Annotated in this window: 31 protein-coding genes; 14 read left to right on the forward strand and 17 right to left on the reverse strand. The window is 68.1% G+C overall.

Annotation, left to right across the window (positions count from 1 at the left end; translation table 11 throughout):
- The first annotated feature begins 15 nt into the window (after positions 1-15).
- The 8 genes from bchY to pufX all read left to right on the forward strand — a co-directional run bounded on the left by bchY (position 16) and on the right by pufX (position 5,885).
- The gene (gene bchY, locus E2L08_RS05175) at positions 16-1,596 is read left to right on the forward strand and encodes a chlorophyllide a reductase subunit Y (RefSeq protein ID WP_133395998.1); all 1,581 of its coding nucleotides are present in this window, start codon (positions 16-18) and stop codon (positions 1,594-1,596) included.
- Complete coding sequence (gene bchZ, locus E2L08_RS05180; RefSeq protein ID WP_133395999.1) at positions 1,590-3,062, forward strand: chlorophyllide a reductase subunit Z; 1,473 nt, start codon at positions 1,590-1,592, stop codon at positions 3,060-3,062. Before bchY ends, bchZ begins: the two co-directional genes overlap by 7 nt.
- A gap of 4 nt (positions 3,063-3,066) precedes the next feature.
- A complete protein-coding gene (pufQ, locus tag E2L08_RS05185) occupies positions 3,067-3,297 on the forward strand; it encodes a cytochrome PufQ (protein ID WP_133396000.1) in 231 nt (76 codons plus the stop codon).
- A gap of 105 nt (positions 3,298-3,402) precedes the next feature.
- On the forward strand, positions 3,403-3,552 hold the full coding sequence (pufB, locus tag E2L08_RS05190; protein WP_036177768.1) for a light-harvesting antenna LH1, beta subunit: 150 nt from the start codon (positions 3,403-3,405) through the stop codon (positions 3,550-3,552).
- A gap of 13 nt (positions 3,553-3,565) precedes the next feature.
- Complete coding sequence (gene pufA / locus E2L08_RS05195) at positions 3,566-3,748, forward strand: light-harvesting antenna LH1, alpha subunit (RefSeq protein WP_133396001.1); 183 nt, start codon at positions 3,566-3,568, stop codon at positions 3,746-3,748.
- Positions 3,749-3,837: 89 nt separating this feature from the next.
- Positions 3,838-4,668, forward strand: a complete 831-nt coding sequence (pufL, locus tag E2L08_RS05200) for a photosynthetic reaction center subunit L (RefSeq protein ID WP_133396002.1) — start codon at positions 3,838-3,840, stop codon at positions 4,666-4,668.
- Positions 4,669-4,680: 12 nt separating this feature from the next.
- Entirely contained in the window at positions 4,681-5,664 is a 984-nt protein-coding gene (gene pufM / locus E2L08_RS05205; RefSeq protein WP_133396003.1) for a photosynthetic reaction center subunit M, read from the forward strand.
- Between the two features lie 5 nt (positions 5,665-5,669).
- Positions 5,670-5,885: an RC-LH1 core complex protein PufX gene (pufX, locus tag E2L08_RS05210; RefSeq protein WP_133396004.1), complete on the forward strand. Its 216-nt coding sequence runs from the start codon at positions 5,670-5,672 to the stop codon at positions 5,883-5,885.
- Between the two features lie 71 nt (positions 5,886-5,956).
- Here the strand turns inward: pufX and E2L08_RS05215 are convergent, their stop codons facing one another.
- From E2L08_RS05215 to E2L08_RS05285, 15 genes are all read right to left on the reverse strand, one after another.
- Positions 5,957-6,553 (reverse strand): L,D-transpeptidase, encoded by a 597-nt coding sequence (locus E2L08_RS05215; RefSeq protein ID WP_168771052.1) that lies wholly within the window; start codon positions 6,551-6,553, stop codon positions 5,957-5,959.
- 114 nt (positions 6,554-6,667) lie between these two features.
- A complete protein-coding gene (gene idi / locus E2L08_RS05220) occupies positions 6,668-7,198 on the reverse strand; it encodes an isopentenyl-diphosphate Delta-isomerase (protein ID WP_133396005.1) in 531 nt (176 codons plus the stop codon).
- Positions 7,195-8,406, reverse strand: coding sequence for a geranylgeranyl diphosphate reductase (locus E2L08_RS05225; RefSeq protein ID WP_133396006.1), 1,212 nt, complete (start codon positions 8,404-8,406; stop codon positions 7,195-7,197). The genes idi and E2L08_RS05225 overlap by 4 nt, the downstream gene beginning before the upstream one ends.
- Positions 8,399-9,682, reverse strand: coding sequence for a BCD family MFS transporter (locus tag E2L08_RS05230; RefSeq protein ID WP_133396007.1), 1,284 nt, complete (start codon positions 9,680-9,682; stop codon positions 8,399-8,401). The genes E2L08_RS05225 and E2L08_RS05230 overlap by 8 nt, the downstream gene beginning before the upstream one ends.
- Positions 9,679-10,587 carry a chlorophyll synthase ChlG gene (gene chlG, locus E2L08_RS05235; RefSeq protein ID WP_133396008.1) on the reverse strand — a complete coding sequence of 303 codons (909 nt, stop codon included), beginning with the start codon at positions 10,585-10,587 and terminating at the stop codon, positions 9,679-9,681. The genes E2L08_RS05230 and chlG overlap by 4 nt, the downstream gene beginning before the upstream one ends.
- A gap of 90 nt (positions 10,588-10,677) precedes the next feature.
- Entirely contained in the window at positions 10,678-11,487 is an 810-nt protein-coding gene (locus E2L08_RS05240; protein ID WP_133396009.1) for a DUF1217 domain-containing protein, read from the reverse strand.
- Positions 11,484-11,885 (reverse strand): flagellar biosynthesis repressor FlbT, encoded by a 402-nt coding sequence (locus E2L08_RS05245; protein WP_133396010.1) that lies wholly within the window; start codon positions 11,883-11,885, stop codon positions 11,484-11,486. Before E2L08_RS05245 ends, E2L08_RS05240 begins: the two co-directional genes overlap by 4 nt.
- On the reverse strand, positions 11,885-12,247 hold the full coding sequence (flaF, locus tag E2L08_RS05250; RefSeq protein WP_133396011.1) for a flagellar biosynthesis regulator FlaF: 363 nt from the start codon (positions 12,245-12,247) through the stop codon (positions 11,885-11,887). Before flaF ends, E2L08_RS05245 begins: the two co-directional genes overlap by 1 nt.
- Before the next feature lie 84 nt (positions 12,248-12,331).
- On the reverse strand, positions 12,332-13,543 hold the full coding sequence (locus E2L08_RS05255; protein WP_133396012.1) for a flagellin N-terminal helical domain-containing protein: 1,212 nt from the start codon (positions 13,541-13,543) through the stop codon (positions 12,332-12,334).
- A 186-nt stretch (positions 13,544-13,729) separates the two neighbouring features.
- Positions 13,730-14,365, reverse strand: a complete 636-nt coding sequence (locus E2L08_RS05260) for an ATP-binding cassette domain-containing protein (protein WP_133396013.1) — start codon at positions 14,363-14,365, stop codon at positions 13,730-13,732.
- The gene (locus tag E2L08_RS05265; protein ID WP_133396014.1) at positions 14,358-16,031 is read right to left on the reverse strand and encodes an ABC transporter permease; all 1,674 of its coding nucleotides are present in this window, start codon (positions 16,029-16,031) and stop codon (positions 14,358-14,360) included. Before E2L08_RS05265 ends, E2L08_RS05260 begins: the two co-directional genes overlap by 8 nt.
- A 21-nt stretch (positions 16,032-16,052) precedes the next feature.
- Complete coding sequence (locus E2L08_RS05270) at positions 16,053-17,246, reverse strand: ABC transporter substrate-binding protein (protein ID WP_133396015.1); 1,194 nt, start codon at positions 17,244-17,246, stop codon at positions 16,053-16,055.
- A 10-nt stretch (positions 17,247-17,256) separates the two neighbouring features.
- Positions 17,257-17,865, reverse strand: coding sequence for a CDP-alcohol phosphatidyltransferase family protein (locus tag E2L08_RS05275; RefSeq protein WP_133396016.1), 609 nt, complete (start codon positions 17,863-17,865; stop codon positions 17,257-17,259).
- A gap of 102 nt (positions 17,866-17,967) precedes the next feature.
- Positions 17,968-18,306, reverse strand: a complete 339-nt coding sequence (locus tag E2L08_RS05280; protein WP_133396017.1) for a hypothetical protein — start codon at positions 18,304-18,306, stop codon at positions 17,968-17,970.
- On the reverse strand, positions 18,299-18,565 hold the full coding sequence (locus tag E2L08_RS05285; protein WP_133396018.1) for a rod-binding protein: 267 nt from the start codon (positions 18,563-18,565) through the stop codon (positions 18,299-18,301). The genes E2L08_RS05280 and E2L08_RS05285 overlap by 8 nt, the downstream gene beginning before the upstream one ends.
- 100 nt (positions 18,566-18,665) lie before the next feature.
- Here E2L08_RS05285 and E2L08_RS05290 point away from each other — a divergent pair, with 100 nt between their 5' ends.
- Both E2L08_RS05290 and E2L08_RS05295 read left to right on the forward strand, forming a co-directional pair.
- On the forward strand, positions 18,666-19,961 hold the full coding sequence (locus tag E2L08_RS05290; protein ID WP_133396019.1) for a flagellar hook-length control protein FliK: 1,296 nt from the start codon (positions 18,666-18,668) through the stop codon (positions 19,959-19,961).
- Between the two features lie 6 nt (positions 19,962-19,967).
- Positions 19,968-20,609 carry a flagellar hook capping FlgD N-terminal domain-containing protein gene (locus E2L08_RS05295; RefSeq protein WP_133396020.1) on the forward strand — a complete coding sequence of 214 codons (642 nt, stop codon included), beginning with the start codon at positions 19,968-19,970 and terminating at the stop codon, positions 20,607-20,609.
- A 20-nt stretch (positions 20,610-20,629) separates the two neighbouring features.
- Here the strand turns inward: E2L08_RS05295 and ubiB are convergent, their stop codons facing one another.
- Both ubiB and ubiE read right to left on the reverse strand, forming a co-directional pair.
- The gene (gene ubiB / locus E2L08_RS05300; protein ID WP_133396021.1) at positions 20,630-22,162 is read right to left on the reverse strand and encodes a 2-polyprenylphenol 6-hydroxylase; all 1,533 of its coding nucleotides are present in this window, start codon (positions 22,160-22,162) and stop codon (positions 20,630-20,632) included.
- Complete coding sequence (gene ubiE, locus E2L08_RS05305) at positions 22,163-22,909, reverse strand: bifunctional demethylmenaquinone methyltransferase/2-methoxy-6-polyprenyl-1,4-benzoquinol methylase UbiE (protein ID WP_133396022.1); 747 nt, start codon at positions 22,907-22,909, stop codon at positions 22,163-22,165.
- A gap of 85 nt (positions 22,910-22,994) precedes the next feature.
- On the opposite strand from ubiE, the gene mutM reads away from it, so the two are divergent.
- The 4 genes from mutM (at position 22,995) to dnaA (ending at position 26,969) form a co-directional block, all read left to right on the forward strand.
- Entirely contained in the window at positions 22,995-23,846 is an 852-nt protein-coding gene (mutM, locus tag E2L08_RS05310) for a bifunctional DNA-formamidopyrimidine glycosylase/DNA-(apurinic or apyrimidinic site) lyase (RefSeq protein ID WP_133396023.1), read from the forward strand.
- A 62-nt stretch (positions 23,847-23,908) separates the two neighbouring features.
- On the forward strand, positions 23,909-24,685 hold the full coding sequence (locus E2L08_RS05315) for an enoyl-CoA hydratase (RefSeq protein WP_133396024.1): 777 nt from the start codon (positions 23,909-23,911) through the stop codon (positions 24,683-24,685).
- 154 nt (positions 24,686-24,839) lie between these two features.
- Positions 24,840-25,106 (forward strand): 30S ribosomal protein S20, encoded by a 267-nt coding sequence (gene rpsT / locus E2L08_RS05320; protein ID WP_133396025.1) that lies wholly within the window; start codon positions 24,840-24,842, stop codon positions 25,104-25,106.
- 468 nt (positions 25,107-25,574) lie between these two features.
- Positions 25,575-26,969, forward strand: a complete 1,395-nt coding sequence (gene dnaA, locus E2L08_RS05325) for a chromosomal replication initiator protein DnaA (RefSeq protein WP_133396026.1) — start codon at positions 25,575-25,577, stop codon at positions 26,967-26,969.
- Positions 26,970-26,976: the final 7 nt, after the last annotated feature.

A 26,976-nucleotide genomic window follows, 5' to 3' on the forward strand; every position in this document is an offset into this window, starting at 1 on the left:
GAAGCAGCAGGTTCGATGGTCAAGGAAGTGGCATATGACGGCGCCGGCGAGGTCGAGGTGATCTCGGGCGACGCGTCGGCGGCACCCGCGACGGCCGCGATCCCTTCGGGTGACGGGATCGGCTGCCATGCCGGGGCCGATGCGCTCGAGGCGGCGGCGCGCGCCGCCGGGCAAAGCGAGCTGCTCGATCGTTATGCCGCCGACTATCCGAAAGGCCCGCACGACAAGCCGCAAAGCATGTGCCCGGCCTTTGGATCGCTGCGCACGGGGTTGCGGATGCGGCGCGTGGCGACGGTCCTGTCCGGCTCGGCCTGCTGCGTCTACGGGCTGACCTTCGTGTCGCATTTCTACGGCGCGCGGCGGTCCGTCGGCTACGTGCCCTTCGACTCGGAATCGCTCGTCACCGGCAAGCTCTTCGAGGATATCCGCGAGAGCGTCCACGCCCTGGCCGACCCCGAACGCTATGACGCGATCGTCGTGACCAATCTTTGCGTGCCGACCGCGAGCGGCGTGCCGCTGCGTCTGCTGCCCAAGGAGATCGACGGCGTTCGGATCGTGGGCATCGACGTGCCGGGATTCGGCGTCCCCACCCATGCCGAGGCCAAGGACGTTCTAGCCGGTGCGATGCTGGCCTATGCCCGCGACGAGATCGAGGCCGGCCCGGTCGCGGCCCCCGTCGGCGGTGTCGAGGATCGCCCGACCGTGACGCTGCTGGGCGAGATGTTCCCGGCCGACCCGATGATGATCGGCGCGATGCTGGCGCCCATGGGGCTTGCGGCCGGACCGGTCGTGCCGGCGCGCGAATGGCGCGAGCTTTACGCGGCGCTCGATTGCGGCGCGGTGGCCGCGATCCATCCCTTCTATACCGCCTCGATGCGCGAGTTCCGCCGGGCCGGTCGCCCTGTTCTCGGCTCGGCGCCCGTCGGGTTCGAGGGCACCGAGGCCTGGCTATCAGTCATCGGCGACACGTTCGGCGTCGGCGCCGACGCCATCGCCGCGGCCAAGAACGCCTTTCTGCCGTCGATCCGCGAGGCTTTGGCCGGGGCGCGCATCGACGGCACGATCACCCTGTCGGGCTACGAGGGGTCGGAACTGCTGGTCGCGCGGCTCTTGATCGAGAGCGGCGCCAATGTGCCCTATGTCGGCACCGCCTGCCCGAAAACGCCCGAGAGCGCGGTGGATCTGGAGTGGCTCGAGGCGCATGGCTGCAAGGTCGTCTATCGCGCCTCGCTCGAGAACGACCTGTCGGCTATGGAGGGTATCCGCCCCGATCTCGCCATCGGCACCACGCCGGTCGTCCAAAAGGCGAAGGAGCTGGGGCTGCCCTCGCTCTACTTCACCAACCTGATTTCGGCCCGGCCGCTGATGGGCCCCGCCGGGGCCGGGTCGCTGGCCGAGGTCGTGAATGCCGCCATCGGCAATGCCGAGCGGATGACGCGGATGCGCGCCTTTTACGAGGGTGTCGGCACGGGCGACAGCGCGGGCGTCTGGACGGGCGCGCCGAACCTGCGGCCCGAGTTCCGCGCGCAGAACCAGCGCAAGCTCGAAAAGCAGGAGAAGGCGCGGCGCGCGGCGAACGGGGGTGTTCCATGCTGATCGCCGACCATGATCGCGCCGGGGGCTATTGGGGCGCCGTCTATGCCTTTACCGCCGTCAAGGGGCTTCAGGTCGTGATCGACGGTCCCGTGGGCTGCGAGAACCTGCCCGTGACGAGCGTTCTGCACTATACCGACGGGCTGCCGCCGCACGAGCTGCCCATCGTCGTCACCGGTCTCGGCGAGGAAGAGATGGGCGCGGGCACCGAAGAGGCGATGAAACGCGCCTGGGATGTGCTCGACCCCGCCTTGCCGGCGGTCGTCGTTACCGGATCGATCGCCGAGATGATCGGCGGCGGCGTGACGCCGCAGGGCACCAACATCCAGCGGTTCCTGCCGCGCACCATCGACGAGGACCAATGGCAGGCCGCCGACCGGGCGATGACGTGGCTCTTCACCGAATGGGGCCAGACAAAGGGCCGGATGCCGCCCGAGGCCAAGCGCGCCGAGGGCGACCGCCCGCGGGTGAACATCCTCGGGCCGATGTACGGCACCTTCAACATGCAGTCGGACCTGGCCGAGATCCGCCGCCTCGTCGAGGGGATCGGCGCCGAGATCAACATGGTCATGCCGCTGGGCGCCCACCTGGCCGAGATGCGCAACCTCGTGAATGCCGATGTCAATGTCGCCATGTATCGCGAGTTCGGGCGCGGCCTCGCCGAGGTGCTGGGCAAACCCTATCTGCAGGCGCCCATCGGCGTCGAAAGCACGACGAAGTTCCTGCGCACGCTGGGCTCGATCCTCGGGCTCGATCCCGAACCCTTCATCGAGCGCGAGAAGCATTCGACCATCAAGCCGGTCTGGGATCTCTGGCGGTCTGTCACGCAGGATTTCTTTGCGACGGCGAGCTTCGGGATCGTCGCCACCGAGACCTATGCCCGCGGCATCCGCCATTTCCTCGAGGACGAGCTGGGGTTTCCCTGCGCCTTCGCTGTGGCCCGCATTGCCGGGCGCAAGACCGACAATGATGAGGTCCGGCGCCTCGTGCACGGGACGCGCCCGCTGATCCTGATGGGGTCCATCAACGAAAAGATGTACCAGGCCGAGACCTCGGGCGGGCACGGCCCGCGGCCGGCCTTCATCCCCGCCGGGTTTCCCGGCGCCGCGATCCGCCGCGCCACGGGAACGCCCTTCATGGGATATGCCGGCGCGACCTACCTGCTGCAGGAGATCTGCAACGGGTTGTTCGATGCGCTGTTCCACATCCTGCCCTCGGGGCACGAGATGGACGCGGCCGAGGCCACGCCCTCGACCCTGCGGCGCGATCTGCCCTGGGAGCCGGAGGCCCAGGCCGAGCTCGACCGGATCGTGGCCGAGCACCCCGTCCTCACCCGCATTTCCGCGGCACGCCAGCTACGCGATGCCGCCGAACGCGCCACGCTCGCCCAGGGGGCCGAGCGCGTCGACAAGACCATCGTGCAACGGCTGAGCCCGCGCGCGACCCGCAAATCCACCGAAGGAGGATGATCGAATGACCGATATGACCAACAGCGCGGCGATGGCCCCGGCCGAAAGGTCCAGGTCGAGCCTGAAGACCGAGTTCGCGATCTATTTTGCGATCATCTTCACCGCGACGGTTCCGCTGGCCTGCATGACCTGGGCGCTGACCCTGATCCGTTCGGGCCGCCTGCCCGAGCGCGGTCCGGTCGCGCGCGCCTGGAGCCAGGCCCGCATCATAACGCCGATGATCTTCTCGGCGTGACAGAGTCATTCGGGGGCACGTTCCCCCGGTGAAACCTCCGGCATCAGCCGGAACCCGGCCGCGGGGCCCTGCGGCGTCAGTCTTACGATCCAAAGGAGAGTTAACATGGCTGATAGAACCGACCTGTCTTTTACGGGTCTCACGGACGAGCAGGCCCAGGAACTGCACTCCGTCTACATGAGCGGGCTGTGGCTGTTCTCGGCCGTCGCCGTTCTCGCTCACCTGGCGGTGTTCATCTGGCGCCCGTGGTTCTGAGGAGGAACGCATAATGGCTAAGTTCTACAAAGTATGGCTGGTTTTCGACCCGCGCCGCGTCTTCGTGGCCCAGGGCGTCTTCCTGTTCCTTCTGGCCGCGATGATCCACCTCGTGCTGCTCAGCACGGACCGGTACAACTGGTTCGAGCAGGCCGCCGAGAAATACGGATCCGCCGAAGTCGTCGTGGTCGATTGAACCGCGCCTGACAACACGGTGTCGGGCGGTTCGCTGCCCGGCACCCCTTTCGGAACAGCGGCCCGCCGCCGCATCGAGGGAGTCGGACAATGGCCCTTTTGAGCTTTGAGAAAAAATATCGCGTGCCCGGCGGCACGCTTATCGGGGGCGACCTGTTCGATTTCTGGGTCGGACCCTATTTCGTCGGATTCTTTGGCGTTCTGACCGTGTTCTTTGCCGGTCTGGGCACCATCCTCATCTTTTACGCCGCCGCGATCCAGGGGGTCTGGAACCCCTGGCTGATCTCGGTGAACCCGCCGCCCATCAGCTTCGGCCTGGGCGCGGCCCCGCTCGAGATGGGCGGGCTCTGGCAGATCATCACCATCTGCGCGCATGGCGCCTTCATCGCGTGGGCCCTGCGCGAGGTCGAGATCTGCCGCAAGCTCGGGATCGGGTATCACGTGCCCGTCGCCTTCGGCTGCGCCATCGCCGCCTACACGACGCTGCAGGTGATCCGCCCGGTTCTCATGGGCGCGTGGGGTCACGCCTTTCCCTACGGGATCTGGAGCCACCTCGATTGGGTGAGCTACACCGGCTATCTCTACGGCAACTTCCACTACAACCCCGCCCACATGGTCGCGGTGTCGCTGTTCTTTACCACGACGCTCGCGCTGGCGCTGCACGGCTCGCTGATCCTGTCCGCCTCCAGCCCGCCCAAGGGCGAGGAGATGAAACAGCCCGATCACGAGGATACGTTCTTCCGCGACTTCATCGGCTACTCGATCGGACCCCTCGGGATTCACCGGCTCGGGCTGCTGCTGGCGATCAATGCCGGCCTGTGGAGCGCGCTGTGCATCGTGATCTCGGGCACCGTCTGGTTCGACCAGTGGATCGCCTGGTGGGACTGGTATCTCAATCTGCCCTGGTGGGCTGACCTGTAAGGAGGCGAAGACATGGCGATGTATCAGAACATCTTCACCCAGACACAGGTACAGGGGCCGCCCGAGCTCGGGGTCGTCGCCGAAGGCGTCGACCTGCGGGACCGGAGCGGGGCGGGGGGCTTCTCGCAGCTTCTCGGCTGGTTCGGCAACGCGCAGCTCGGCCCGATCTACCTGGGGGCGTTCGGCGTGGTGTCGCTCATCACGGGGGGGCTGTGGTTCTTCCTCGTGGGCATCTCGTTCTGGGTCCAGGTCGATTTCAACCCGGCCCTGTTCCTGCGCGACCTCTTCTATCTCGCGCTCGAGCCGCCCGCGCCCGAATACGGGCTCAGCATCGCGCCGCTCTGGGAAGGCGGCCTGTGGCAGATCGCATCGGCGCTTTTGCTGGTGTCGGTCCTGTCATGGTGGGCCCGCAGCTACGAACTCGCGCGCCAGCTCAAGATGGGCAAGCATGTCTTCTGGGCCTTCGGATCGGCCATCTGGCTGTTCCTCGTCCTTGGCCTGATCCGGCCCCTGCTGATGGGGTCCTGGTCCGAGGCCGTGCCCTACGGCATCTTCCCCCACCTCGACTGGACGAACCTGTTCTCGCTGACCTACGGGAACCTCTTCTATAACCCGTTCCACGCGCTCTCGATCGTCTTCCTCTACGGCTCGGTCCTGTTGTTCGCCATGCATGGCGGCACCATCCTTGCCTGTTCGCGCTACGGCGCCGATCGCGAACTCGACCAGATCCACGACCGCGGAACCGCGGCCGAGCGGGCCGGTCTGTTCTGGCGCTGGACCATGGGCTTCAACGCCACGATGGAAGGTATCCACCGCTGGGCGTGGTGGTTCGCGGTCCTGACGACCCTGACGGGCGGTATCGGTATCCTTCTGACCGGCACGGTCGTGGACAACTGGTTCGTCTGGGCGCAGGAACATGGCTACGGGGCCGAGAACAACTATGTTCCCGCCCGGACGCCTGAAGAGTTCATGATCTATCAACCGCCATCGGAGTGAGCGCCATGAGCAAGAAAACGGACTGGTATCTCGAGAACGACGACCGCTCGATGCATGCCTGGGTGCTGTCTCACATGACGATGGGGGCGGTCTATGCCGCGGTCGCCTTCTTCGGGGTGATCGGCTTCATCCTGGTGCTGCGGCTCATCGCCCGCATCCTGCCCGAAGATCCCTATGCGTTCCTCGACGCGGCGGGGCAGGCGGCACGCGCCCTAGTCTGACCGGGGCGCGGCATCGGAATACGACAAAGGGCCGGCGCATGCGCCGGCCCTTTTGCGTCGGGTGCCCTCGCTCAGCCGGTGCCGAGCGGCTTGTCCCACGGGATCGCGTCGTAGACCTTGACCGTGGCCCCGATATTCACGCGGGGATAAAGCTCGATCACGTCGTCATTGGTCAGGCGAATACATCCCGAGCTGACCGCACGCCCGATGGTCCAGGGCTGGGGCGTGCCGTGAATGCGGTAGAGCGTGTCGCGCCCGCCGCGATAGAGATACAGCGCCCGCGCGCCCAGCGGGTTCTCGGGGCCGCCCGGCATCCCGCCGGCATATTGAGCATAGGTCTCGGGGTCGCGACGGATCATGTTGGCGGTGGGCGTCCAGCTCGGCCATTCGACCTTGCGCTGCACGGTCACGGTGCCGCGCATGTTCCGCCCGACATCGCCAACGGCGATATGGTATTCACGCGCCCAGCCCGGCGAGCGGACGTGGTAGAGCGCGAAGAACTGGGTAAAGACGTGGATCGACCCGACCTCGAGATCGCGCCGAACCTGCACGTCGCGCGCGATCATCGAGCCCCGGTCGCGATGGGGCAGGCCCGCATGGCCCAGAACGGTGCTCGGCGTGGCGATCAGCGCGGCGCCGGTCGCGATGAAGTGGCGTCGTGTCAGCATGGCTGGAATACCCGTCTGTTTCGCTTGGGCGGAAACATACGTCAGGCCGACCCCAAGGCAAACCTGCAACGGCCGAAAACGCGGGCCCGGCCCGCGCATCCCGTCACGATTGCGTCACGCCTGAACCAGATCGCCGAAAATGCGGGTGCGGTGCTCGGCCAGATAGATGCGCAGCCAGGGGGTATAGCGGGCCGGGTGATGGGCCAGGTCGTCCAGGAGGTCGTCAAGCCCGACCCATCGCGTGGCGTCGACCTCGTCGGGGTCGGGCGCGGGTTCCTGCGTCACGGGGATCTCGGCGACGAAGATATCGACCAGCTCATGCTCGATCAGGCCGCCGCCCACATCGGTGCGATACTCCGCCCGGCCCCGGAACTCGGGCGCGGGGCAGTCGAGGCCCAGCTCTTCGGCCATGCGGCGGGTCGCGCAGTCCGACGGCGCCTCGTCCCAATGGGGATGCGTGCAGCACGCGTTCGTCCAGAGGCCGGGCGTGTGGTATTTCCCGGCCGCGCGCCGCTGAAGCAGCGTGTCGCGGCCCCGCATGGCAAAGACCGACACCGCCTTGTGCCTGAGCCCCAGCCGATGAACGGCGAGCTTTTCGACCGGCTGCAACCGGCCGTCCCGCCAGGCCGGGATCAGGATCGTCATGCGTAAGTCTCGGGGACGAGTCTCAGCAGATGCGCGACGTTCTTGGCGCCGATCCGCAGATGCGCCATGGGGCGCGCGCGGACCAGTTTCTTGTTCATGTAGGCCTCGAAGGTCAGGCGCTGGACATCGACATCGTGGCAAAGCGACACGAAGCGTTCGCGCCGTTCGTCGGACTTGTAATAGGCGTCCTGCATGGTGCGCAGGACGCGGAACACGGTCTTGTGCTCGCGCATGAAAAGCTTTCGGGCGAGTTGCAGGTCCTTGGCGCGGCCGCTGGTCAGCGCCGCCTGCGCGGCCGTGGCCGCGACCCGCCCGCCGATCATGGCGTAATAAATGCCCTCGCCCGAACTGGGGGCGACGACACCCGCGGCGTCGCCCGCCAGCACGACATCGCGCCCGTTATCCCATCGGTCGAGCGGGCGCAGCGGGATGGGCGCGCCCTCGCGCCGGATCGTTTCGCAGTCCGACAGGCCGGCGGTCGCGCGCAGGCTGGCGGTCGCGGCCTTGAGATCGACGCCGGAAACGCCCGTGCCCATGCCGACGCTGGCGGTGCGCCCGTGCGGAAAGACCCAGCCGTAGAAATCAGGGCTGATCTGCCCGTCATAGATGACATCGCAGCGCGTGGGGTCGTAGCCCGTCGGCGCAGGACGGTCTTGGGGTGCATCATGTCCCGAGTTCGGCGTCGGGGCGGCGATGATCTCGTGATAGGCGATGACATAGGGAATCTCGCGCCCGCCCGGCACCTCGGCCCGCGCCACGGCCGAGCGCGCGCCATCGGCACCGATGACGAGCCGGGTCACGGCATGGCGTTCCTCGCCGGTCTCGCGGTCGCGCCAGACGACGGCGGTGGTATCCCCGCGCAGGATGCGGATGAAGGTGCCGGTCAGCCGCTCGGCCCCGGCGGCGACCGCCCGGTCGCGGAGGTATTCGTCGAAATCCTTGCGATCGACCATCCCGACGAAACCGTTCTCGATGGGGATATCGACCGACCGCCCGGTCGGCGACACCATCCGCGCGGTTGAGATCCTGGCCACGATGAGGTCGTCGGGGATCTCGAAATCGGCGATCAGCCGCGGCGGGATCGCGCCGCCGCAGGGCTTGATGCGCCCGGCCTTGTCCAGGAGGGCGACCTTGCGTCCTGCGCGTGCCAGATCCTCGGCCGCGATGGCGCCCGACGGGCCGCCTCCGATCACGACGACATCATACATGCGCCTTCCCTCCCGTTGCGGGCGCGCGGCGCGGCCCGTCCATGATCCGTGCGGCCATCAGGGCCGCGGCAAAGAACAGAACCGCCTCGGCGGTGAACACGAGGCCAAAGGCCGATTCGGTCGCCAACCCGTGGCGCAGGGCATCGACCGCCGCGGCGCCGGCCAAGCCCCCGAACCCCGCCGCGATGGCCTGCGCCGCGCCCCAAAGGCCCATGCGCGTGCCCTCGCGCGCCTCGCGGCCCTCTCCGGCCAGCGCCATCATCGCGCCGATGGCGGCGACGGTGAACATCCCGTTGAAAAAGCCGAGCATCACCGACGCCGGGACGAGCAGCCCCGTCCCGGTCTGGCCCAGCGCGGCGATCGCCATCAGCGACAGGCCCGATCCGGTGCAGCCCGCGATCACCCAATCGCGCAGCGCCCCGAGTTTCAGCGCCGTGGCCGATATGCCCACCAGCAGCATGCCAAGGAAAACGCCTCCGTTCTGAGCGCCCGAAAGCGTGGTCGACTGGCCCGGCGTGAAGGCAAAGACGAGCCCGGCGTAGGGTTCGAGGATCAGTTCCTGCATGAAATAGGCCGTCATGCTGAGGAACACGAAACCGGTAAAGGCACGCGCGCGCGGCTCGGCCCAGACCTCGGCCATGCCCTCGCGAAAGGGCATGGGCTCCGGCGCGGGGCGCGGCGTCAACCCGCGTTCGATCCGCCATGTGGCGAGAACCGTGAGCGCAAAGGCCGCGCCGCAGGTGCCCGCGACGATGCGCAACAGCCGCGCCGGCGAATAGGGATCGAGCAGCGCACCGACGATCCCGGCGGTCGCCGCGATCCCGAAGATCATCATCAGCCAGGTGATCATCGCGGCCGCCGCCCGCCGGTCGGGATGGGTGCCGGTCGCCAGCAGCGCCAGCAGTGACGTGCCCGAGGCGCCGACGCCGAACCCGATCAGCGCATAGGCCAGGATCGACAGCAGCAGCCCCACGGCCATCGCCGTTTGCAGCACCGGGATCGCGGCGGCGGCCAGCAGCGCCCCGGCGGCGAGCGTCGCGACCCCGCCCACGATCCAGCGCGTGCGGTGGCCCCCCGAATCGCTCAGGAAACCCCAGTTGGGCCGGGTGATCTGAACCCCGTAATGCAGCGCGACGAGCGCGCCGGGCAGGACCGCCGGCAAGGCAAGCTCCACGATCATGAGACGGTTCAGCGTCGAGGTGGTCAGAACGACCACCGACCCCAGCGCCATCTGCACCATCCCCAGCCGCACGATGGACAGCCAGCCGAACATCACGCGACCCCCAGGCCGCGGATGGCAAAGGCCGTCACCATCATGCCGGCCACGTAGATCGGGACGCCGAAGCCGCTATACCACGTTGCCCGCTCGACCGGTCGGGCAAGAAAGCGGCGCATCAGCACCGCCTGCGCCAGGATGAGCGCGCCGATCGTTGCGGCGGCAAAGGGGCGCCCCCATACGAGCAGCATGACGACGAGGATCGCTTGCGGCAGGATCATCACGGTGCAGGCCAGCCGCGCGGCGACGTCCGGGCCTTTGACCGCCGGAAGCGACCGGATACCCATGGCCCGATCGCCCTCGATCGCCTTGAAATCGTTCAGGACCATGATCCCTTGCGCCCCGATCGCGTAAAGCAGGGCGGCGAGGATGATGTGGAATCCCGGTGCGGCCCCGAGCATCGCGGCCGCCCCCGTGAACCACGGCAGGCCCTCGTAGCACAGCGCGACGAGCATCGGCCCCCACCATCCGTCCCGCTTGAGCCGGATCGGCGGCGCCGAATAGGCCCAGGCGCCCGCGACCGCGACGCATGTGGCGGCAAAGACCCAAGCGCCGAGCGTCCAGGCCAGCAGCAGACCGAGGATGCTCATGACGATGCCCATCGTCAGCGCCGCCGCCGGAGAGACCCGCCCCGACGGGATCGGGCGGCCCGGTTCGTTCAGGGCGTCGACATGACGGTCGCACCAATCGTTGACCGCCTGGCTCATCCCGCAGATCACGGGCCCGGCCAGCAACAACCCCAGCAGGACCAGCCCCGCATCGCCCGGTGTCCAAACGCCGGCCGAGACCACACCGCAGGCAAAGGCCCAGACCGGCGGGAACCAGGTGATCGGCTTCACCAGTTCGAGCAGGGCCAGCGGCGCGGGCAGGCGCGAGCGGTGATGTAAATCCAAGTTGACACTCATGAGGCCAGAAAACACCACCGCGACCCGTCGAGCAAGTCCGAACTGTAAACCTGGCGCGACAGTTCGGCGCGGAGGCGTGCGGCGCGCCGGTCAAGGTCGGCCCCCGCCGGCCGTCAGGATGGCGAGCGCCGAGGCCGCCGGGGTCGTGGCCTGCACCGCCGCAGAGATCTGGGCCTGCGCAAGGAACCGCCGAACGATCTGGGGGCGCATATCGGTGCCGGACAGCTCGGCCAGGTCGGATGTGCCGAAGGCCGCTTCGGCGCGGCTGCGGAACGCGGTGAGTTGTCGGTCGAGATCCAGCGCGCCGGTCGCGGCAGGCAGGCCCAGCGCGCCCTCGAACACCTTGCGCAAGGGCCGCGTGGCCATGATCGTGAACCAACGCGCGTCGTCCGACAGCTCCTTGCGCGCGGTGACGGCGTCCAACTCGCGCCCGAACCCCAGCGCCAGACGCAGGGTCGGATCGCTTTCGCCGACGGCGACCTCGAAACTGCGGTCGAGATAGGCTGCGGAAAGACGGTCGGCAAAACCGGTATCGCCGGTGCGGGGCCCCCCGATATTCCCGAAGCCGAAGAAATCCGCCATGGCGAGATACCGCTTGTCCGAGAACCGGTTGGCAAGCGACGCAGGGTCGGCCGTATCCGACTCGAGGATGCGCGATATCAGGAACCGGTTGTTGATATCGTCTTCGAGCCCGAAGGCCCCCAATGCCACCTCGAGCATGGGGCGATTGGCCATCAATGTTTCGACGTCCCGCACCTGGGCAATGTCCTCGCGGATCGCGGCGAGGTTGCGGGCGATCCGGGGGCTTTCGGACAGCACCTCGGTCTGGGCATCGCGGGTTCGGGCAAGATAGGCCCAGCCGGCATAGCCCGACATCGGCAGGGCGGGGATAAAGCTCATGCGCCTTTTCCCAGAGCGCGATCCTCGCGGGGGAGCAGCCGGCGCAGGGCGCGCAGGGCCTGGTAGGTGCGTCGCGCGATCAGCGCGGCCTTTGCCTCGGCGATGATCCGGCGGCTATCGCCGTCGCACATGGCCGCGGCCAGATCGTCGAGCCCAGCCATGAGCTCCGGCGCGGCATCGCCCAGCGTGGTGTCGCCCGAAAGGACAAGCTGCATCCCGTAGCACAAGCGCCGCGCGGGGGTCGTCGCCTCGCCGGGATGGACCGCGTCGCGCAGGCGCAGGATGTTCGCGCCGGGTGTCACGATGTTCAGGCTGCCGCGCCGCGCACCGTTCTGGATGACGGCGCCGTTGATGAGAAGTCGCTCGTGCGGGGCGAGCTTCAGCACCAGACCGGCCATCAGGCCGCTCCGACGCGGTCGCGCAGACCGCGCATGATCGCGCCGTTGATCTCGATCAGGATGGCCCGATCCGCCTTTCCGGCGAGGATCTTGCTGGTATGGGTAAAGGTGAATTCCGCGAGATAGAGGATGCGCGCGCGGGTTTCGGGCGGCAGCGCGTTCTCGGGTTCGGCGACGAGGCTGCCCAGCAGGGTCCAGAGCCGCCGGTTTTCATGCAGGGCCGAGACCGTCTCGGGGCCGGGCGCGGCGGCGTTCAGGCGCGAGGTGATGCGGGCAAAGGCGTCATACTCGGTATCGGCGGCCGAGCGGACGGGGGCGGAGGCGTGGCCATAGGCCGTTTTGGCGAGAAGGGTGGCGTTCACGACGGGTCCTTTTGGATTCAGCACGTTTCATGCGGTGAACGGTTGCGATGACGCGCGGGCGGGATGCCCGCGCGCCGCCATGGCTCAGCGGAAGAGCGACAGGATCGACTGCGGCGCCTGGTTGGCGATGGACAGCGACTGGATCCCGAGCTGCTGCTGGGTCTGGAGGGCCTGCAGGCGGGCCGAGGTTTCCTCCATATCGGCATCGACGAGCGAACCGATCCCGGTCTTGAGCGAATCGGTCAGCCCGGAAACGAAGTTGGACTGCGTCTCGAGCCGCCCCTGCACCGAGCCGAAGCTTGCCGCGGCATCCGTGGCAACCCCGATCAGCTCATCGATCTTGCCCAGCGCGTCGGTCGCGTTGACGTCGTTGTCGACGCTCAGCGTGCCGAGCGTGCCCAAAAGACCCGAACCGGCATTCTGCCACTGGCCGGTCACGCGCAGGTCGGTGGCGCCGCCATTGGTGAAGTCGAGCGTACCGGGCGTGCCGCTGTCGTAATCGACGGTCAGCCCTGCGATCCCGAGGCCGTCGATCTGCGATTTCAGCTGGGTCGCGACGATATCGGCCGTCGTGGTCGACGCGGCATCGGCGGCGGTGATGGTATAGGACACCTTGTTGTCGCCGATGTTCAGGCTGATCTGATCGCCCTCGGCAAAGGCCGTTCCGTTCTCGGCGATCTCGATCTGCGCGTTGCCGGTCGCCTTGTCGAGGGTCAGCGCCACGGTGTCGCCATCGGTCGAAGACCCGGCCGAGCTGCCCGAGAACACGTCGTTCGCCGTGTAGCCCGCGGTCGACAAATTCTTTGCCGCGACGCTGATGTTCGACGACGTGACATTGCCGGCACTGTCGCGGTTCAGCGACGAGAGGACGTCGATACCGGACCCGGACCCGTCGACGAGGTTCATTCCGTTGAACTGCGCGGCGCCGACCACCGACTTGATCTGTTCCTTGAGCGCCTGGACATCGGCATCCAGCTTGTCGCGGGGGACGTTGTCGCCTTGGGCCGCGGTGATCTTGTCTTTCATCTGGATGAGCAGGTCGCTCACCGTCTCGGCCGCCGAGCGGGCCACCGAAACCGTCGATTCGCCCAGGGCGAGGCTTTCCGAGACGGCCTTGAACCCGGCCACGTCGGATTCCATCACCTTGGAGATGGCCCAGACGGCCGAGTTGTCCTTGGAATTGGCCACGCTCTTGCCCGTCGAGATCTCGGACTGGGTCTTGGCGAGGTTCTGGTTGATCGACTTGAGGCTCTGCAGAGCCACCATCGCACCGGTATTGGTCAGAATGCTGGACATGAACTTTCCTTGTCGTTCATGGGCGCTTCGGCGCCCGAGTGCAGGCCGCCCCTCAAGGCGGCCCAATCCGGTCTTTCTGACCCATCGCCGCGCCCCCGATCGGGGTTCGCGCCGCCATCCGTTCTGGACAGGTGAACCATGCGCGCGGGAAGTGAACATTCCGCTAACGGAAAGAAGAAAATCCGGTCAGATCCGCCCAATTCGGAAAATTTCTCCGCCGGCCGCCTCGGCGTCCTCGGCGTCATGCGTGACCAGCACCACCGGCAGGCCGCGCCGTCGCGCATGATCGAGCACCAGACCGCGCACCGACGACCGCATGTTCGCGTCGAGCCCCGAAAAAGGCTCGTCCAGCAGCAAGGCGCGCGGCATGGCCAGAAGCGTGCGCATCAGGGCCACCCGCGCGCGCTGCCCGCCCGAAAGCGTGGCCGGATCGCGGTCGCCGAACCCCTCGAGCCCGACCTCGGTCAAGGCATCGGCGATTCGCGCGCGCCGCTGCGCCCGGTTTCCGCCCCGCGCGCCGAAGCCGAGGTTCCCCGCGACCGACAGATGGGGAAACAGCATGTGGTCCTGGAACAGGATGCCGATCCCGCGCCGGTGCGCAGGCAGGTCGGTCACGTCGCGGCCGTCCAGAACGATTCGGCCCCGTGCGGTGAATGCGGGGGGCAAGGTTCCGGTCAGGAACGCCAGCAGCGTGGATTTGCCGCTGCCCGATGGCCCCATTACGGTCAGAACGGCGCCCGGCCGAACGGCCCGGTCGAGCGCGATCATCTGCCGCCCGTCCAGCGCGATGCGGATATCGGCAAGCCTCAGCCCCTCAGACATGAAGCCCCGCACGGTTGCGCCAGAGCATCGCGGGCAGGGCGATCGCCAGCGCGAAGGGCAGAAGCGCGGCACCGGTCTGCGCGAGCGCAAAGGCACCGATGGCGCGCCTGTCGCCGCCCGAGGCAAGCGCCACCGCCTCGGTGGTCAGGGTGGCGACCCGCCCGCCCCCGATCAGTAGGGTGGGCAGGTATTGCCCGACGCTTACCGCGACGCCCACCGCGGCCGCCGTCAGGATGGGGCGCAGCAGCATGGGCAGGCGCACCGCCAGCATGACGCGCGCCGGAGAGGCGCCGAGCGCGGCGGCGGCGAGCCCGTGGCGCGGGTCCCAGGCCCGCCACGGATCGCCGAGCGAAAAGAACACGTAGGGCAACACGAACACGAGATGCGCGGCGATGACCGGCGCGTGTCCGGTATCGGCACCGGCGCTCAGCAAGAGCGTTTGCAACCCCGGCAGAAACGCGGTCTGCGGCAGGAGAAGCGGCAGATACAGCAGCCATAGCCCCGTCGGCGTCAGCCGGGTGCCGCGCCGCGCCTCGGATTCGAGACAGCCGATCGTGAGGATCAGCGCGATCAGCGCCGCGATCAGGGCGATCGCCATCGTGTCGACCGCCGCCTCGGCCAGATCGCCGGAATGGCGCGCCCATGTCCGCCCGGTCAGCGATTCGGGCAGGAGGTCGGGAAAGCTCCAGAACCCCGCGACCGACCAGATGGCGAGCGCCGCGAGCCCCGCCAGCACCGCGCCCGCCGACAAGACCGTGAGCCCCAGGCCCAGCGCGCGCACCGGCCCGTCGCCCGGATGCCGTGCGCCCCCCGCGGCCCAACGGCGCCCGTAGCGTGCAACCAGTTTCTCTCCCGCGCGCCAGAGCACGAGCGCGCCGAGGACCAGCAAAAGCTGCAACAGGGCGCCCGCCGCCGCGACGAGGCGCATCTCGAGATCGGGGTCGCCCATCCATTCGACAATCTGCACCGACAGGGTCGGCGGGGTCGAGGGCCCCAGGATCATCGCGACATCGACCACCGACATCGAATAGGCCAGCACGACATAGACCGGCAGGCGGATCTGCCGATAGACGAGGGGAAACACCGTCTTGAGCCAGCCGGTGACGCGCCCGTATCCCAGCGACCGCGCGATGGCCGCCGCCTCGCCGGGGCGGGCCTGTTGCAGTGCCGCCAGCGTCATAAGCAGCAGGAACGGAACCTCCTTGGCCACGAGCCCCGCGGTCATGGCCAGCCCCCAGGGGTCGCCGAGGATCAGCAGATCGGGCGGCCGCGTGACCCCCAGCGGCGTTGCAGCCAGCCGCATGATCCAGCCCGACGGCGCGATCAGAAAGGCGATGCCGAACGCGGCCGCGGCGTGCGGCACCGACAGAAGCGGCGACAGCGCGCGTTCGATCCAGCGGAATGCGCGGGTCCCCGACCAGCCCGCGACGATCAGCACCACGATGACGAGCGATGCCGATGTCGCCAGGACTCCCGTGCCGAGCGACAGCGCGCTGGCGGGGATCAGGCCCGGCCATGCCGCCAGCCGCGCGACGGCGACGGCGGAGGGCTCGTGGAACCCCGCGGCGGGCAGATAGCCCGCGGCCGGCAGGAGCGTGCCGACAAGCCCCGCCGCCACGGGGCCGAACAGCGCGACAAGCGTGAATGCGGGCAGAATCCGCGTCATCGGTCCCCCGCGCGTCGGGCGTTACCTGGCGCCGTAACGCTCGATCCATTCGGCCTCGATGGCCTTTGTCCAGCTTGCATGCGGCTCGGCCAGCGCCTCGCCCAGCTCGGCGGGCGGCAGGGTGGCGATGCCTTGATCGAGCGCCGCGAACGCCCCCGAATCGCCGGGATCGAGCTTGTCCATGTCGAGCACCGTACCATAGCCGAGGATCGCCGGGTCCTGCGCGCGAAGCTGCACCTCGGGGTCGAGCAACTCGTTCGCGACGACCATGGCCGCGGCTTTCGACCCCGAATTGTAGGGAATGGCCACGAAGCTCACGTTCCCGATGGTGCCGTCCTCGGGCACGAAGGTGCGGATCGTGTCGGGCAGCTGGAAATTGGCGATCGCGGTCGAGGCTTCGCCGGGCGACAGGCTGGGGGCGATGTCGATCTCGTCATCGGTCAAAAGCTGGAACTGCGCAGGCCCCGACGCCGGAAAGGCCGCGCCGCCGCGCCACATATAGGGGTGGAGCGCGTCGAGCCAGCTCCACAACGGTTCGGTGACGGTCGCGAAATCCTTCTCGTCGACCGGGGTTTGCAGGCGTTCGGGATCGTCGACAAGCGACACGAGCGCCTGTTTGAGAAAGGTCGTCCCGAGAAAATCCGGCGGTTGCGGATAGGTGAACCGCCCCGGATTGGCGGCGGCCCAGCCCGGCAGATCCTCCATCGCGGCGAAAGGCGCGGCATCGGCGCTGTCATGCATGAAGACGAGCTGCGCCTTGGCCCAGGGCGATTCGAACCCCTCCACGGGAGTGCCGAAATCGGTGTCGATCACGCCATCCTCGACGACCTTCGCGCGGTGGGGCAGCGACTCGGCCCAGGGGCCGAAGAGAAGGTCCTGCTCCTTCATCGCGGCGAAATTGGCCCCGTTGATCCAGATGAGATCCACCGCCCCGTCCTCATCCGCGCCGGCCTGCCGTTCGCTGAGCACCCGCGTCACCGCATCCGCCGTGTCGGTCAGCTTGACATGTTCGAGCACGACGCCGTGGCGATCCTCGACCCGTTCGGCGAGCCACTGGATGAAATCGTTGGTCGACGTCGAGCCGCCCCATGCGTGCCAATACACCGTCTGGCCATGCGCCTCTTTCAGGACCTGATCCCAGTCATCGGGATCGGGCGCGGCCGAAACCGCGATGGGCAGGAACAGGGCGGCGGCAAGCAGGGCGGGAAACTTCATGGACGTCCTTTCACTCGGCGAAGATCTTGGAGGCGGCGTGGATGCGCAGGGTCGCGGTGACGAAACATAGCGCGGCAAAGATCGCGGCCAGTACCGGAAAGGCGCCCGGAAACAGGCAGATCGCCACGAAAAAGGCGATCGTCTCGGTGCCCTCGAGCAGACCGTTCGAAAAGTAGAGCGACTTTTCCCCCTGATGCGAGGTGGCCATCGCACGTTTCTCGGCCAGGATCGCGTAGCCTAGGAACGAGGCGCCGTTGAAGTAAAAGCTCGTCAGCAGCACGCCGCCCGCGATACCGTTCGAGGCGGGATCGGCGAGGATGAACCCCAGCGGAACGGCGCCGTAGAACAGGAAATCCGCCGTTATATCGAGATAGCCGCCGAACGCGGTCTTGCGGGTCGCGCGCGCCACCGCACCGTCCAGCCCGTCGCAAAGCCGCGAGGCCGCGATCAGCAAAAGCGCGAGGCCGAACCGCTCGAACGCGACCGCACCCGCCGCGGCGAGGCCCAGCGCGAGCCCTGCGGCCGTGACCTGGTTGGCCGTCGCCCCCCAGGCGGCAAGCGTCGCGCCGGCGCGGTTCAACGGCCGGTCGATCACCTGTCTCACCGCCGCGTCGAACATCGCCACCCCTCCCACGGTGCCGAAGCTGTGGCGGAATGCCCCCCGTCCCGCAATCGGGCTTACGCAAACGTGAGCGCGGCGGATGGCGGCCCGCCCGTGCGTTCAGGCCCGCCGCTCGAGCTTGCCCCCCGATGCGCCGTCGAGGCATCGCCGCTCGCCCCGTCGGGAATAGGTGCGCGGCTGGGACGCCTCGCGGATATCGTCGATCCGGGCGCGTGCGGCTTCCAGACCGTTGCGGGCGGCGTCGAGGAGCGCACGGTTGCGCGCTGTATCGCGGCGCAGCGCCTCGAGATCGGCGACCGTCATCTTCATGCCGCGCAGCGCCTCGGCCAACGCCTCTTTCTGGGGGAGGAGCGTCGCCAGGCCGCCCAGATCGCCCGCCAGCAACAGGCGCCGTTCCTCGGTCAGCAGCGCGGCGGCACGTTCGGCGGCGTCATCCATCCTGTGCCACCGCCATTGCCCGGACGATCCTCTCGGCGAGGCCGATTCCCCCGGCCTCGACCATCGCGCGCGCGTGTTCGTCGCGCAAAAGCGACGCGAACTGATCCTCGCCCACGCCGCCGGTAAAGGCATGGTCGTCCGGCGTCGGCGCGGCAAAGCGCAGCATTTCGGCAAGAAATCCCGCCTCGAGCTCTTTGGCAGCGCGTTCCAGCGCGGGCGTGGCCCACGGCGGGGCGGCGGCGATCGGGGTCGTTTCCATGCGCGTCTCCTGTTCGATGGCCCGGTTTAACGCGCGGCCGGTAAAGGAATCGTAAGTTTTGGCTGTCTTTCTTGTCCCGACCGGAACGAGGACCGCAGCGATGACCGCAATACCGATAGACCCCGGACCCACGGCGCCAAAACCACGCGCGCCCCTGCCCGACATGTCGCGCGCTGCCGTTTCGGGGCCGCAGTTTCGCGGTGTGCTCGAAAGCCTTCTGCCGGGGGGCGCATCGGCCCCCGGACGCCCCCGGCCCGAGGCCGATGACGCGATCCCCGATTCGCATACCGGCACGGGCGTGGGCGGGAATGCCGTTCCGGCTGACGATATAGCCGACGAGTTCGGCATTGTTCTGCCCCTCGCGCCCGAACCGGCGCCGATCCGCCCCGGCGGGGCGATGCCGTCCGATGCAGGCGCGGACGGGCTCGGCCTGCCCAAGCTGCCCTTGCGGGAGCCGGATGACCCGGTGCCCGAGATGCCCCTGGGTGCGGTCCCGGCCTCGACCCTCGCGGGCGGCTTGACCGGGGTGGCACCATTGACCGCGACCCGCCCCGAGCCTTTGGCGCCGGGCAAGGCGCAGGACAGCGCGATACGGACCCTGCCCATGGCGCCATGGCCGGGCTGGTCCGGAGGGCAGGACGTCACCGGGCAGGCCGGAACAACGGTGCAGGGGGCATGGCAGGCGCCACAGCCGCCATCCGGCAACGACGCCCCGGCCATGACCTTGCCGCGCGAAATCGTCGGCGCCTCGCGTGACACGGCCGGTGAGCCGCCGCGGATCGAATCGGTGCCCGCAAACGCCGCGCCTGACCGCGCCCCGGCGAATGTCGTTCCCGCCTCCGTGCCCGCGCCGCTGCCATGGGGCGCCATGCCGTCGCGCCTGATGGTGGCCCCGACCGAGGTGAAAGAGCCGGCTGCGCCGCTCGACGCGTTGCCTGTCGATGCGCGGATCGAGGCCGTGCCAAGGATGGCCCAGCCGGCCGAGATGCGGTCCATTAGCCAAATCGCGGCACAGACCGACCGCCCCCCGGTCGCGCAGATCGCCGATGCCGTGCTGCGGCGCGTGGGCGACGAGATCGAGGTGTCGCTCCACCCGGCCGAGCTTGGGCGGGTCCGGATCGCGGTCAGCCAGACCGAGACCGGCCTCGGCATCGTCATCACGGCCGAACGCGACGATACCGCCGCGTTCCTGCGGCGGCAGGGCGATGCGCTGGGGGCGGCCCTTGGCGGGCTGAACCTCGGGTCGGTCGATATCGGGTTCGGCGACGGGCGCGGCGGCCGGGACAAGGACGATGGCTCGGGCACCCCGTTCGCGACCGGGTCCCAGCCGGTCGATGGCGGCGATCGCCCTGTCGCGATGGCACTTGTCGGCGACAGCGTCGATTTGAGGATGTGACACAGCATGGAAATCACCCAGACCCCGGCGCCGGTGCCCCGGCCTCCTGCACCCGCCGACACGGCCAGTGCAGTATCATCGGATTTCGAGACGTTCCTGCGGCTGATGACGACCCAGATCCGGAACCAGGATCCGCTCGACCCCATGAAGGCCGAGGAGTTTTCGGTCCAGCTCGCGACTTTTTCGGGGGTCGAACAGCAGGTCAGGACGAACCAGTTGCTCGAATCGCTTGTCGGGTCGGGCGGGGCGGACGGGTTCGCCGCCATCTCGGGCTGGCTGGGCCATGACGTGCTGGCGACGGGGCCCGCCCGGTACGACGGCACGCCGCTGACCTTGCGCCTGCCCCCCGCGCTTGCCGGCGACAGGCACGAGCTGGTGGTGACGGATGCCGCCGGGGTCGAGATCGACCGCCGTTCCGTGACCGGCGCGGGTGCGACGCTCGACTGGCCCGCCGACGGGCGCATGGCCATGGGCCAATACACGTTCACCTTGGACAGTTACGAGGCCGGGCGCGTCGTGGTCAGCGAACCGGTGGCAAGCTATGCCCGCGTGGACGAGATACGCCAAACCGTCGATGGCCCGGTGCTTGTCCTGCCCGGCGGGGTCGAGATCGTGCCGGACGATGTGCTGGCGCTGCGGCGCGCCTGACGATGTGGCCCCGCGCAATCCTAACCCAGAAGCGCGCCGAGGGCGAAGATCGCGGTCGCCGCCGCGGCTCCCGCGCCCCCGGCCATGACAAGGGGCCAGCGGCTCGGTTTCGGCACCGGTTCGGGGGCGCGGGACCGCGCGATCAGCAGATCCTCGGCCAGTCGCGGCAGGCGCGGGCCGAACCGCGACAGCACGACGGCGGTGCGGGTCATGTCGCGCAGGAACGCCTTGGGGCCGATATTGTCGCGGATGTAATCCTCGACGATCGGCTGCGCGACGTTCCAGATGTTGATCTGCGGGTAGAGGCTGCGCGACACGCCTTCGACCACGACCATCGTGCGTTGCAACAGGATCAACTCGGTCCGGGTCTCCATGCCGAACCGCTCCGTCACCTCGAAGAGGTAGTTCAGCAGCCGCCCCATCGAGATGCGAGTGGCATCCATGCCGAAGATCGGCTCTCCGACGGCGCGCAGCGCGCGGGCGAATTCGTCGATGTCGCGGTCGGGCGGCACGTAGCCGGCCTCGAAATGGACCTCGGCGACGCGGCGGTAATCCTTTCGGATAAAGCCGAAGATGATCTCGGCATAGACGCGCCGCGTATATTCGTCGAGCCGCCCCATGATCCCGAAATCGAGCGCGACGATCGCCCCGTCCGCCCCGATCTTGAGGTTGCCCTGATGCATGTCGGCGTGAAAGAACCCGTCGCGCAGCGCGTGGCTGAGAAACAGTTTCAGCACCCGCTCGCCCAGGGCCTGCCGGTCGTGTCCCGCGGCCTCGATGGCGGCGACGTCGCCCGCCGGGATGCCCTCGACCCAGTCGAGGGTCATGACCCGCCGCGCCGAGAGGAACCAATGCACCTCGGGCACGCGGAACCCTTCGTCGCGGGCGGTATTGGCGACGAACTCGGCATTGGCCGAGGTCTCGAGTCGCAGGTCGAGCTCGCCCAGCACCACGCCTTCGAAATGGGCGATCACGTCCATCGGCCTCAGCCGCCGGGTCGAGGGCGCCAAAAGCTCGATCATTCGCGCGGCGAGGTAGAAGGCGTCGATATCGCGCCGGAACGCCCGCTCGATCCCGGGGCGCAGCACCTTGACCGCCACGAGTTGGCCGGTATCGCGCAGGCGAGCCTTGTGGACCTGCGCGATCGAGGCGGCCGCCACCGGCTCGGACAGCTCGGAAAAGATCGTGTCGACCGGCATCTCGAGTTCGGATTCGATGGTCCGCCGCGCCACCTCGAGCGGGAAGGGCGGCAGCTTGTCCTGCAACACCCGCATCTGGGTCGCCAGCTCTTCGCCGACGACATCGGGCCGGGTCGAAAGCACCTGCCCGAACTTGATATAGGCGGGCCCCAGCGCCGTCAGCGCGCGTGGCGCCGGCGGCAGGTTCGGATCGCCCCTGTCGCCCAGCCACTTGAACGGCCAGCCGAGCAGGCGCGCCGCGAACCTGAGCGAGGGCGGCGCCTGAAAGGCGTCGAGCACGACGGGCATCGCCCCGGTACGCTCCAGCGTGGCACCGGTGCGGATCAGCCGCCAGATGTTGTGGGGTCCCCGCATTCAGAGCTTCCAGCCGGAATGGAGCGCGGCAATCCCGAGGCTGAGATTGCGGTATTTCACCTGCTCGAACCCGGCCTCGCGGATCATCGCGGCAAAACTCTCCTGATCGGGAAAGCGGCGGATCGATTCGACGAGATACTGATAGCTGTCGCGATCCCGTGCGATAGCCTGCCCCATGCGCGGGATGACGTTGAACGAATAGGCGTCGTAGAGGCGTTGCAGCATGTCGTTGGGGATCTGCGAGAACTCGAGAACCATGAGCCGCCCGCCGGGTTTGAGGACGCGGTGTGCCTCGGACAGGGCATCGGCGATCCGCGTCACGTTCCGAATGCCGAAGCTGATCGTGTAGACGTCGAACTTCGCATCCTCGAAGGGCAGTGCCATGGCGTCGCCGACGATCCAGTCGAGCCGGTCGGCCAGGCTTTCGGCGGCGGCGCGCTGGCGCCCCTCGATCAGCATGGGCTCGGTCAGGTCGAGCACGGTGGCCCGCGATCCCGGCGCGCGGCGCAGGAACCGGAACGCGATATCGCCGGTCCCGCCGGCGACATCCAGGAGGTTCTGGCCCGGCCGCGGGGCCAGCCAGTCCATCATCGCATCCTTCCAGAGACGGTGAATGCCCAGCGACATGACGTCGTTCATCACGTCATAGCGCGAGGCGACCGAGCTGAAGACGCCGTGAACGCGCCCCGCCTTCTCGTCCTCGGGCACGGTCTGGAAACCGAAATGTGTTGTGCGGTCGTCTGCCATGCCTCTTGCGATCCCTCGTGTGACGCGCCTTCTTATAGGTCGCGTGTCCCGCGGCACAACTTAGGTCGGAGCGTAAAGCCTCAAGATGCCCGAACTCCCCGAAGTCGAGACGGTTCGTCGCGGCCTGGCCCCGGTCATGGAAGGGCGGCGCATCCTCTCGGCCGAGATCCGCCGCCCCGACCTGCGCTGGCCCTTTCCCGAGCGGATGGCCGCGCGGCTGCAGGGGGCGCGGATCGAGCGGCTGGACCGGCGGTCGAAATACCTGCTCGCGGGGCTCGACCAGGGCGAGACGCTGATCGTGCACCTGGGCATGTCGGGCCGGATGAGCGTGCAGGGCGCGCGGATCGGAGCGTTCCACCACGATATTACCCCGCTCACAGCGCACGACCATGTCGTTCTGTCGCTCGAGGGCGGGGCGCGGGTCGTCTTCAACGACCCCCGCCGGTTCGGTGCGATGGACCTCGCGGCGACGCCAGAACTCGGCGATCACCGGATGCTTGCCGCGCTCGGCCCCGAGCCCATGGGCAATGCCTTTCACGCGGACCACCTTGCCGCGGCACTGGCCGGGCGGCGCAGCAGCGTGAAGGCCGCGCTGCTCGATCAGCGGATCGTCGCCGGGCTGGGCAACATCTATGTCTGCGAGGCGCTGCACCGCGCGCGCATCTCGCCGCGCCGGGCGGCGGGGCGGATCGGGGCCGCGCGGCTCGAGACGCTGGTGCGCGAGATCCGCGCGACCCTGACCGAAGCCATCGCCGCGGGGGGATCGTCATTGCGCGACTACAGGCAGGCGGACGGCGCGCTGGGCTATTTCCAGCACGGGTTCCGCGTGTACGGCCGCGAGGGCGCGCCCTGCGTCACGCCCGGATGCGACGGCACGGTGCGGCGGATCGTTCAGTCGGGCCGGTCGAGCTTCTATTGCGCGTCCTGCCAGAGATAGCTTGATCCGCCCCGCCCCGCTGGTAAGTCTCGGGGTCCGACGCAACAGCGAGAGCGCAGTCCATGGCCTACAAGACAATCGTCGTCGAGATCGACGACCACGTCGCCCTGATCCGCCTGAACCGCCCCGACGCGCTGAATGCGCTCAACAACACGCTTCTGACCGAACTGGCCGATGCCGTGGGCGAGGCCGATCGCAACGAAAAGGTGCGCTGCATCGTCCTGACCGGGTCGGAAAAGGCCTTTGCCGCCGGGGCCGATGTCAAGGAAATGTCCGAGCGGACCTTTGTCGAGGCGTTCACCCGCGACCTGTTCGGCCGCGAGGCCACCGCCATCGAGAAATGCCGCAAGCCCGTCATCGCCGCCGTCGCCGGCTATGCGCTGGGCGGCGGGTGCGAGCTGGCCATGATGTGCGATTTCATCATCGCCGCCGATACCGCCAAGTTCGGCCAGCCCGAGATCAACCTCGGCATCGTCGCGGGGCTTGGCGGGACGCAACGCCTGACCCGCGCGGTCGGCAAGTCCAAGGCGATGGACATGCACCTGACCGGGCGCTTCATGGATGCGGCCGAGGCCGAGCGTTCGGGGCTGGTCAGCCGGGTGGTGCCCGCCAAGAAGCTCATGGAAGAGGCGTTGAGCGCCGCGCAGAAGATCGCCGAGAAAAGCCAGATCGCGACGCTCGCGGTGAAGGAGGCGGTGGATCGCAGCTTCGAGACCACGCTGGCCGAAGGCATCCTGCACGAGCGGCGACTGTTCCATGCCCTGTTCGCCTCCGAGGACCAGACCGAGGGGATGGCCGCGTTCCTCGAAAAGCGCGAGGCGCAGTTTCGCGACCGCTGACGCGGGATCGCCTCTTTCCCTCGGGGCGCGTTTGGTCTAAGGGATCGCCGCACATGCGCGTGAGGCCCGCTCTGGCCGGATATGCCGAGGTTTCGCACCCCGGTCACGGGTCGTTTCGCGCGACGGAATTGCACACGACCCGGAGAGATGTCCCATGGCGAATACGCCCCAGTCCAAGAAACGCGCCCGCCAGAACGAGCGCCGTCACCTCATCAACAAGGCCCGCCGTTCGCGGATCCGCACGCATCTGCGCCGCGTCGAAGAGGCCATCGCCTCCGGCGATGCCGAGGCCGCGCAGACCGCGCTGCGCGCCGCCCAGCCCGAGCTGATGCGCGGCGTGACCAAGGGCGTCGTTCACAAGAACACCGCCGCGCGAAAGATGTCGCGCCTGTCGAATCGCGTGAAGGCGCTCGGCCAGTAAGTTTTCGACAATTCAATAAGTTGCAGGGGGCGTGCCGAAAGGCGCGCCCTTTGTTTTCAGGGGGTTGCGGCGAATCTGTGGCATAGAATCCGCGGCTGCCGCTCATGCCCAATCCCGCCGGCCTGTCAACGTCATTGATCGGTTGCGGCGCCCTCGGTCCAGCCGCTAGCTTGCCCATGCGATTCACGGCCCGGGGGGGCGTGGCGCGGAGGCGAACCAAAACGGGCGACCCCATCGCGGGCCGTCCGGCCCCGACCGGAGGCATATCCGGTCCGTTCGGTCGAACTCATTTTGCCGCCCTGCGTAGATCGAGGTTTGTAACGGGTCCGCCCTGTCCGCTGTCGTGGACGGGACAGGGTCTTGCGTCGCCAAGGCGCGCCCGTTCGATCCGACGACCGCCCCCGGTGCCCGCGGGTCCGCGATCCGGCATTGGCCGGGAAAGACACTTTGGGCCGAGGACGGGACGGAATGGGATCTGACGTTTGGGATGCGGTGCAGGCAAAGCTCGAATCGGCAATCGGCGGCAGTCACTACACGGCCTGGATCGCGCCGCTGCGGTTCCTGGGGCTCGATGACGGGGTGCTGACCCTGTCGGTGCCCACCTCCTTTGCCGGAAGCTGGGTGCAGCGCCACTACGGCGACATCATCCTGCGCGTCCTGTCCGATACCGCCCCCGAGGTCCGCCGCCTGTCCTTTGCGGCGGAAAAGACCGCCGCGCTGCGCGATCCGCGCGAACGCGCCGCGGCGAACGGGCCTGCCGACAGCCTCGCCATGCCCTCGGGACGGCGCCCCGCCCCCCGCGCCCCCATGCAGGAAGAGGGGGTCAAGCTCGACCCCACCTTCACCTTTGCCAATTTCGTCGTGGGCAAGACGAACGAGATCGCCCACGCCGCCGCGCGCCGCATCGCCGATGGCGGAGAGCTCTTGTTCAATCCGCTGTTCTTCTACAGCGACGTGGGGCTGGGCAAGACGCACCTGATGCACGCCATCGGCTGGGCGCTGCGCGAGCGCGACCCCGATACCCGCGTGCTCTACATGACGGCCGAGCATTTCATGTGGCGGTTCATCCAGTCGCTGCAATCGCGCACGACGATGGATTTCAAGCAGATGTTCCGGTCGGTCGACGTGCTGATGGTCGACGAGATCCAGTTCATCGCGGGCAAGAACAACACGCAGGAAGAGTTCTTTCACACGTTCAACGTGCTGGTCGACCAGGGCAAGCAGATCGTGCTGTCGGGCGACAAGGCACCCGGCGACATCACCGGGCTTGAGCAGCGCATCGTCAGCCGGATGCATTCGGGCCTCGTGTGCAACATCCACCCGACAAGCTACGAGCTGCGCGTGGGCATCCTGCAACGCAAGTTCGCCGAAAAGCGCCGGCAGTTTCCCGGCGTCGAGATCGGCGACGATATCCTCGACTTCCTCGCCACGCGGGTCACGGGCAATGTGCGCGAGCTCGACGGCGCGCTGAACCGGTTGCTGGTCGAGGGGTCGCTGATCGGCGATCTCAGCCTTGGCGTGGCCGAGGATATCCTGTCGGACCTGGTCCGCGTGTCGGACTGGCGCCCCTCGGTCGAGCATATCCAGCGCGTCGTGGCCGAGCATTACAACCTGCGGATGAGCGATTTCCTCAGCACCAACCGCGCCCGGATCTATGCCCGTCCGCGGCAGGTGGCGATGCTGCTGGCGCGCGAGCTGACCGACCGGTCGCTCAAGGAAATCGCCTTTCGTTTCAAGAAGCGCGACCACACCACCGTTAAGCACGCGATCAGCCAGATCAGCTCGCTCGAGCAATCGGATGCGCAGGTGCGCGAGGATCTCGCGCTGCTGCGCCGCGCCCTCAAGCTGCGCAGCGCGGCCTGAAACCGGG

Origin of the sequence: Palleronia sediminis (assembly GCF_004358695.1) — a bacterium.
Taxonomy (GTDB): domain Bacteria; phylum Pseudomonadota; class Alphaproteobacteria; order Rhodobacterales; family Rhodobacteraceae; genus Palleronia; species Palleronia sediminis.

Coding starts and splice junctions, on each gene's coding strand:
- E2L08_RS05255 (WP_133396012.1), bottom strand. CDS start 13,543: ATGTCCAGCATTCTGACCAATACCGGTGCGATGGTGGCTCTGCAGAGC.
- E2L08_RS05270 (WP_133396015.1), bottom strand. CDS start 17,246: ATGAAGTTTCCCGCCCTGCTTGCCGCCGCCCTGTTCCTGCCCATCGCG.
- dnaA (WP_133396026.1), top strand. CDS start 25,575: ATGGGATCTGACGTTTGGGATGCGGTGCAGGCAAAGCTCGAATCGGCA.
- E2L08_RS05285 (WP_133396018.1), bottom strand. CDS start 18,565: ATGGAAACGACCCCGATCGCCGCCGCCCCGCCGTGGGCCACGCCCGCG.
- E2L08_RS05240 (WP_133396009.1), bottom strand. CDS start 11,487: ATGAGCTTTATCCCCGCCCTGCCGATGTCGGGCTATGCCGGCTGGGCC.
- E2L08_RS05295 (WP_133396020.1), top strand. CDS start 19,968: ATGGAAATCACCCAGACCCCGGCGCCGGTGCCCCGGCCTCCTGCACCC.
- E2L08_RS05245 (WP_133396010.1), bottom strand. CDS start 11,885: ATGGCCGGTCTGGTGCTGAAGCTCGCCCCGCACGAGCGACTTCTCATC.
- rpsT (WP_133396025.1), top strand. CDS start 24,840: ATGGCGAATACGCCCCAGTCCAAGAAACGCGCCCGCCAGAACGAGCGC.
- E2L08_RS05265 (WP_133396014.1), bottom strand. CDS start 16,031: ATGACGCGGATTCTGCCCGCATTCACGCTTGTCGCGCTGTTCGGCCCC.
- ubiB (WP_133396021.1), bottom strand. CDS start 22,162: ATGCGGGGACCCCACAACATCTGGCGGCTGATCCGCACCGGTGCCACG.
- pufL (WP_133396002.1), top strand. CDS start 3,838: ATGGCCCTTTTGAGCTTTGAGAAAAAATATCGCGTGCCCGGCGGCACG.
- pufQ (WP_133396000.1), top strand. CDS start 3,067: ATGACCGATATGACCAACAGCGCGGCGATGGCCCCGGCCGAAAGGTCC.
- E2L08_RS05280 (WP_133396017.1), bottom strand. CDS start 18,306: ATGGATGACGCCGCCGAACGTGCCGCCGCGCTGCTGACCGAGGAACGG.
- pufA (WP_133396001.1), top strand. CDS start 3,566: ATGGCTAAGTTCTACAAAGTATGGCTGGTTTTCGACCCGCGCCGCGTC.
- bchY (WP_133395998.1), top strand. CDS start 16: ATGGTCAAGGAAGTGGCATATGACGGCGCCGGCGAGGTCGAGGTGATC.
- E2L08_RS05315 (WP_133396024.1), top strand. CDS start 23,909: ATGGCCTACAAGACAATCGTCGTCGAGATCGACGACCACGTCGCCCTG.
- bchZ (WP_133395999.1), top strand. CDS start 1,590: ATGCTGATCGCCGACCATGATCGCGCCGGGGGCTATTGGGGCGCCGTC.
- E2L08_RS05215 (WP_168771052.1), bottom strand. CDS start 6,553: ATGCTGACACGACGCCACTTCATCGCGACCGGCGCCGCGCTGATCGCC.
- mutM (WP_133396023.1), top strand. CDS start 22,995: ATGCCCGAACTCCCCGAAGTCGAGACGGTTCGTCGCGGCCTGGCCCCG.
- idi (WP_133396005.1), bottom strand. CDS start 7,198: ATGACGATCCTGATCCCGGCCTGGCGGGACGGCCGGTTGCAGCCGGTC.
- E2L08_RS05275 (WP_133396016.1), bottom strand. CDS start 17,865: ATGTTCGACGCGGCGGTGAGACAGGTGATCGACCGGCCGTTGAACCGC.
- E2L08_RS05225 (WP_133396006.1), bottom strand. CDS start 8,406: ATGTATGATGTCGTCGTGATCGGAGGCGGCCCGTCGGGCGCCATCGCG.
- E2L08_RS05260 (WP_133396013.1), bottom strand. CDS start 14,365: ATGTCTGAGGGGCTGAGGCTTGCCGATATCCGCATCGCGCTGGACGGG.
- ubiE (WP_133396022.1), bottom strand. CDS start 22,909: ATGGCAGACGACCGCACAACACATTTCGGTTTCCAGACCGTGCCCGAG.
- E2L08_RS05290 (WP_133396019.1), top strand. CDS start 18,666: ATGACCGCAATACCGATAGACCCCGGACCCACGGCGCCAAAACCACGC.
- chlG (WP_133396008.1), bottom strand. CDS start 10,587: ATGAGTGTCAACTTGGATTTACATCACCGCTCGCGCCTGCCCGCGCCG.
- pufB (WP_036177768.1), top strand. CDS start 3,403: ATGGCTGATAGAACCGACCTGTCTTTTACGGGTCTCACGGACGAGCAG.
- pufX (WP_133396004.1), top strand. CDS start 5,670: ATGAGCAAGAAAACGGACTGGTATCTCGAGAACGACGACCGCTCGATG.
- pufM (WP_133396003.1), top strand. CDS start 4,681: ATGGCGATGTATCAGAACATCTTCACCCAGACACAGGTACAGGGGCCG.